Raw genomic sequence first — 6,086 nt, forward strand, 5'->3', positions numbered from 1 at the left:
ATGCCGCATATTTAAGTATGGCTTCCTATGAAAAGAAACCGGCCATCAATCGCTGGGCGGAGGAGGACAGACCGCGTGAGAAATTGGCTGAACGTGGATCTAAGGCTTTGACGGATGCGGAGTTGCTGGCTATTCTGATAGGCTCCGGATCATCGCGTGAGACAGCCGTGGAGCTGATGCAGCGGCTGTTGGCTGATTGTCATGGTAATTTAGGGACAGTCGGGAACATGGATGTCAATGAACTGTGTGTCTACAACGGTATAGGGCCGGCTAAGGCTATAACCATTCTTGCAGCCTGTGAGCTGGGCCGGCGCCGTCAGGAAGAGGATAAACGTAACCGCAGGCATGTGGCCGGTGCCGATGATATTTTTCGTTACTTTCTGCCGGGCATGCGTAATCTTCCGGCTGAAGAATGCCATGTGCTCCTGCTCAACCGCCATCTCGACATCATAGGTTCGAAATGCGTGAGCCGTGGCGGAATAGTTGGAACGGTGGTCGACATCCGGCTGGTGTTGCGCGAGGCTCTTGTTGCCCGCGCCACAGCTATTGCGCTTTGTCATAATCATCCTTCGGGAAATGTCCGGCCCAGTCGTGAGGATGACAGCCTTACCTTGCGCATGAAAAAGGCATGCGACACGATGGATATCACCTTTGTTGACCATGTTGTCATTACGGACACGGCTTTCTACAGTTACAATGACGAGGGTCGGCTCTGAGCCAAAACCGCGGAACGTATTTCATAACAGTATTCATTATCTTAAGAAGTAAAAATATGACACTTGAAGAGAAAATAAAAATAGAGGAGCGCATTGTAGAGGTGCTGAAAACGGTGTATGATCCGGAAATTCCTGTAGATGTTTACAATCTTGGCCTTATTTACCGCATTGAATTGCATGACGATACAACGCTGGATGTGGATATGACGCTGACTGCCCCTAATTGTCCTGCGGCTGACTTTATTGTTGAAGACGTACGCTTGAAGCTTGAAGGCATAACTGGAATCGGAGATGTGAGGATCAATCTCGTTTTCGAACCGGAGTGGGACAAAGATATGATGAGCGAGGAAGCAAAGCTTGAACTGGGTTTCATGTAACGAAATACTCCCGTAATGAAGAATATTTATTTTCTTTCCGACGCCCATCTTGGCAGTTTGGCCATTCCTCATCCCCGCATGCAGGAACGCCGGCTCACTAACTTTCTTGACAGCATCAAGCATAAGGCTGCTGCGGTATATTTGTTGGGTGATATTTTTGACTTTTGGCATGAATACAAAACAGTTATACCAAAAGGATATACCCGCTTGCTCGGGAAAATCAGTGAACTGACGGATATGGGGGTTGAGGTGCACTTCTTTATCGGCAATCACGACTTATGGGTGGACGATTATTTTGAAAAAGAATGTGGAATGACTGTTCACCGGCATGCAGAAACGGTGGAGTTGCTCGATAAGGTGTTTTTTCTGGCCCATGGTGATGGTTTGGGAGCGGGTGACAGAAAGTATAAGATCCTTCGTCGTCTTTTTCATAACAAGGGTTGCCAGCGACTTTTTGCATCCCTTCATCCACGTTGGGGGATGGCTTTTGGCTTGCAATGGGCCAGACATAGCCGTTTGAAGCGTGAAGGTGGTGTGGAACCTCCTTACTTGGGAGAAGACAAGGAAGAACTGATCCTATTTTCAAAGAAATATTTGCAGACGCATCCAGAGGTTAATTTCTTTATTTTCGGCCATCGTCATATAGAATTGGATCTTATGCTTTCACGCACGACGCGTGTTCTTATTCTTGGAGATTGGATAAGCCAATTCTCTTATGCTGTTTTTGACGGGGAACACCTCTTTCTGGAAAATTTTGTGGAGGGTGAGAGTGAACCCTGATGTTTTTCGCAGGCGGTTATATCAAGTGTGATTGCCCATTGTCTTATTTTATTCAAAAGTGTCAGGATGGCAGATAAAGTAGCCCTATTATCTATAATAAATCTTAATATGGCCTCATTTACCCCCCCATTTTGATAATTAAAAACATTTCTTTACTTTTGTCCTTTGTTATAAATAAATTGATTATAAAATGAAAAAGATTTTTATTCTTTGTGCTTTACTGCTTTTTGTTACAGTTAGCGTGCAAGCACAGTTGCTTTGGAAAGTTTCCGGCAACGGATTGTCTAAGCCTTCTTACATTGTGGGAACATACCATCTCGCTCCGGCAGGGTTTGTTGATAGTATTCCCGGACTTAACACCGCTTTGTCTGAGGCCGAGCAAGTGTATGGTGAACTTGACATGAAAGAGATGCAGGATATGGGTAAACTGATGCAGATGCAGCAATTAATGATGTTGCCGGAAGGAAAAAAGTTTACCGATCTTTTTACTGCGGAACAGCTACAGCGTCTTAACAAATTTATGAAAGAGATAATGGGAATGGATTTTTCCAACCCGGCTGTAGCGCAACAGATGGAGCGCCTGAAACCGGCTGCTTTATCTACGCAGTTGATGGTGCTTATTTATATGAAAAAACATGCCGGTTTTGATCCACAAAATCTCTTTGACGGTTATTTCCAAAAAGTGGCGATAGAAAAAGGAAAGCCCGTTGGCGGATTGGAAACATTGGAGTTTCAGGCGAAAACACTCTATGGCAACAAGTCTTTGAAGAGACAGGCTGAGGAACTCATGTGTATTGTTGATCACAAAGACTATCAGGAATGTCAGGCCGAGGAACTGCTGAAGGCTTTCTTCGGACAAAAGCTCGATGAAATTGAAAAACTTATGGAAGAGAAGCGTAACGACAATTGTGACGCTACACCGGAAGAAGAGGATGTGCTTATTTATGACCGAAATGTCAATTGGGCAAAAGCTCTGCCTACGATTATGCAGACAAAATCGACATTCTTGGCGGTAGGCGCGGCACATCTTCCCGGCAAGCGCGGATTGTTACAGCTTCTTAAGGACGCAGGTTATACTGTTACCCCTGTGAAGTAAATCGCAGTATCAAGACTGACCGTCTTGCAGTTTTATGACTGGTTGTTTTAATTTTACTTGAAATCATTCTATATTATATTTATGTCTGAATTTTTTCTTTCTGCCCGCCACGTAGTGAAACGTTATGCGGAACATACGGCTCTTGATGATGTGAGCATTGATGTGCCTAAGGGCAAGGTGTTCGGTCTGCTGGGACCTAATGGTGCAGGCAAGACTACACTTATACGTATCATTAACCGCATTACTGCGCCTGATAGTGGGGACGTCTTCTTTGACGGCCGGCCGTTCGCTGCTAGTGATGTGGCGCGCATTGGCTATCTTCCGGAGGAGCGAGGCTTGTACAAAAAAATGAAAGTAGGCGAGCAGGCTGTTTATCTGGCTATGCTCAAGGGACTTTCTCGTGAGGAGGCTAAACAGCGCCTCACGAAATGGTTTGAGAAATTTGGTATTCTGTCATGGTGGGATAGAAAACTGGAGGAACTTTCCAAAGGAATGCAACAGAAAGTGCAATTTATCATAACAGTGCTTCACGAGCCTCCTTTGCTCATATTCGATGAACCTTTTTCCGGTTTCGATCCTGTTAATGCCGAAATGTTGAAGCGTGAAATACTGGCTTTGCGTGATAAAGGCCATACTGTTATTTTTTCAACACACAATATGTCATCTGTCGAGGAAGTCTGTGATGAAATAGCTCTTATCAATCGTTCCAAACTGGTACTTTCTGGTAATGTAGGTGAAGTAAAAGAACATTTCCGTACAGGGCATTATGAATTGAAAGTGGTTGGCGGTGCGCTTACCTCACGTCCTGGGTTTTATGATGTATTGGAAAAAAATGAGGCAGGCGGACTGACTACCTATTTGTTGAAAAAGGCAGACGAACTGACTAATTCAGCGCTAATACAAGCTATAGCAACTGAGGTGGAAGTGCGTTCTTTTAGTGAACGTTTGCCGTCAATGCAGGAAATATTTATCAATACCGTTGGCGAGGCGGCTCCTACCGAGTAATATCATAACATAAATATATCATGAGTAAAACTTTCATTATTATACAGCGCGAGTTTGCCACCCGTGTCAAGAAAAAATCATTTGTCCTACTTACTCTTTTGATGCCTTTCATTTTTGCAGGACTTATCATTGTTCCCGTATGGTTGGCTTCAATTAAGGACAGCGATCAGAAAACGGTTAAAGTCGTAGACGCGACGGGGCGTTATGCTGGTCTGTTTAAGAATGATTTGAGCTATCGGTTTGAGGTGTCTCCGGCAGACAGCGCATCATTCTATAGTGATCAGTCGGAAGTAGAGGCAGTGGTTATCATAACGGCTGATCTCGTCGAAAATCCCAAATCGGTTACTATTTGTGCCCGTAAGGCCGTGTCGGCCGATTTACTTGGCTATACGCGTAATTTGCTTAACGATCAAGTGCGTAGGGATAAATTAAGTCTCTACAATGTGCCCGAACTTGAGAAAATCATAGACGATATACAAACCGACTTTGATATTAAGACACTGGTGAAAAATGACGCAGGGGACGAAACTGCCTCAAATACGTACATCGCTATGGGAGCGGGCTTTATCTTTACGTTTCTTATTTACTTTTTTGTAATGACTTATGGTGGAGTGGTCATGCAAAGTGTGATGGAAGAAAAGACTAATCGTATTGTAGAATTGATGGTTTCAAGCGTCAAACCGTTCCAACTTATGATGGGTAAGATTGTAGGTGTGGCACTTGTAGGTTTTGTCCAGTTGATAATCTGGGGAGTGATGCTTGCCGTAATTCTGAGTGTTTGCTCTGCAGTATTTGGCGTAGCTCCTAGTCCGGTGGATGATCCAACTATGGCTGTGGCTGCTCAACAAATGCAGAATATGCCTTCTGAATCGGCCGAAATAGTTAGTGCAATCACCAATCTGCCTTTTGCGGAGTTGGGTGTTATGTTCGTGCTCTATTTTATTGGAGGCTATCTGCTTTATGCTTCTTTTTTTGCAGCTGTCGGTGCCAGTGTCAACGCTCAGGAAGATAGCTCTCAATTCATCATGCCTGTTGTGCTGATTATGGTATTCGGTCTTTATGCCGCTATGTATAGCATAGAAAATACTGATGGCCCTTTAGCTTTTTGGGCTTCTATTTTCCCGCTTACATCCCCTATTGTCATGATGGTGCGTATTCCTTTTGGAGTGCCTTGGTGGCAAGAGTTGCTTTCGCTTGGTATTCTTTTTTCTACCGTATTGCTTTTTGTGTGGATGAGCGCTAAGATTTATCGTGTCGGTATACTTATGTATGGAAAGAAACCATCGCTTAAGGAGATGGTGAAGTGGATACGGTATAGGTAAAAAACTTGATCATATTTTATTATCAAAAAAATAATCAGAGCAGGGTATTTCATATGAAGTATCTTGTTTTGATTATTTTTTAGGCTTCTCGTGCAAAGATAATAGATTGGGTTGACAGAATATTAAGTAGATATTTGATGCTCTAAAGTGGTTTGCCTATTCGCAATTTGAGCGTAAGAATGATGATTTTCTATGATTTTAGAAATGACAAAGAGGCATCATGAGGATATTACGGTTTGTCTTAACGCCATGAACTGAAATCGTTTATATTTTCGATTTTGTTCTCTATATTGTCGTCAAGTTGATAAAAGAAATCCAAACCTGTTATTTGTTCTATATCGTCAACGCTATGGGTATAATAATCCATATTATGATGTCCCGGTTTGTTTTCATAAATGAAGCCGATGGTTTTGGCGTCATGAGAATTAACTCCTAGTCTGAGTATGACTTTGAAGAAAGCATCAGGAACAGCAACATTGTTTTCACCTACGGTTGTGTAGTTTTTCGAATAAAATATAGGACCTGCGACAATATAGATTTTTCCATATTTGTTAGCCCAATTACGGCAAGCTTCTTCCAGATATTTCCAGTCATGTTGGTTGAGATTTCCGTTTTGAGGACAGATGTTGGTCATTAAAAATGCTTCCTTCTGAGCTTTGTATGACCATTTGTTATCTCCTGCCGGACACATGTGACCTCTTTGATAACCGCATTCACTTTCACGAATGTCAGTATAAAGGGGTCAAGCCGAAAACACGGTGCATGAATTTTGAGAAAAGTGTTAAATTTG

7 protein-coding genes are annotated in these 6,086 nt (G+C 43.0%); 6 read left to right on the top strand and 1 reads right to left on the bottom strand.

Annotated elements, in window-relative coordinates; genetic code table 11:
* The first annotated feature begins 17 nt into the window (after positions 1–17).
* From radC to C5S62_RS01910, 6 genes are all read left to right on the top strand, one after another.
* A complete protein-coding gene (radC, locus tag C5S62_RS01885; protein ID WP_104403827.1) occupies positions 18–716 on the top strand; it encodes a DNA repair protein RadC in 699 nt (232 codons plus the stop codon).
* A 56-nt stretch (positions 717–772) separates the two neighbouring features.
* Entirely contained in the window at positions 773–1,093 is a 321-nt protein-coding gene (locus C5S62_RS01890; protein ID WP_104403828.1) for a metal-sulfur cluster assembly factor, read from the top strand.
* Between the two features lie 15 nt (positions 1,094–1,108).
* Positions 1,109–1,873: a UDP-2,3-diacylglucosamine diphosphatase gene (locus C5S62_RS01895; RefSeq protein ID WP_104403829.1), complete on the top strand. Its 765-nt coding sequence runs from the start codon at positions 1,109–1,111 to the stop codon at positions 1,871–1,873.
* 190 nt (positions 1,874–2,063) lie between these two features.
* Entirely contained in the window at positions 2,064–2,969 is a 906-nt protein-coding gene (locus tag C5S62_RS01900) for a TraB/GumN family protein (RefSeq protein ID WP_104403830.1), read from the top strand.
* Positions 2,970–3,050: 81 nt separating this feature from the next.
* Complete coding sequence (locus C5S62_RS01905; protein ID WP_104403831.1) at positions 3,051–3,974, top strand: ABC transporter ATP-binding protein; 924 nt, start codon at positions 3,051–3,053, stop codon at positions 3,972–3,974.
* Positions 3,975–3,994: 20 nt separating this feature from the next.
* Complete coding sequence (locus tag C5S62_RS01910; protein WP_104403832.1) at positions 3,995–5,296, top strand: ABC transporter permease; 1,302 nt, start codon at positions 3,995–3,997, stop codon at positions 5,294–5,296.
* Positions 5,297–5,537: 241 nt separating this feature from the next.
* On the opposite strand, the gene C5S62_RS01915 is transcribed toward C5S62_RS01910, so the two are convergent.
* A complete protein-coding gene (locus tag C5S62_RS01915) occupies positions 5,538–6,023 on the bottom strand; it encodes a DNA/RNA non-specific endonuclease (RefSeq protein ID WP_104403833.1) in 486 nt (161 codons plus the stop codon).
* Positions 6,024–6,086: the final 63 nt, after the last annotated feature.

The sequence above is a fragment of the Prevotella sp. MGM2 genome, from assembly GCF_002933955.1.
Taxonomy (GTDB): domain Bacteria; phylum Bacteroidota; class Bacteroidia; order Bacteroidales; family Bacteroidaceae; genus Alloprevotella.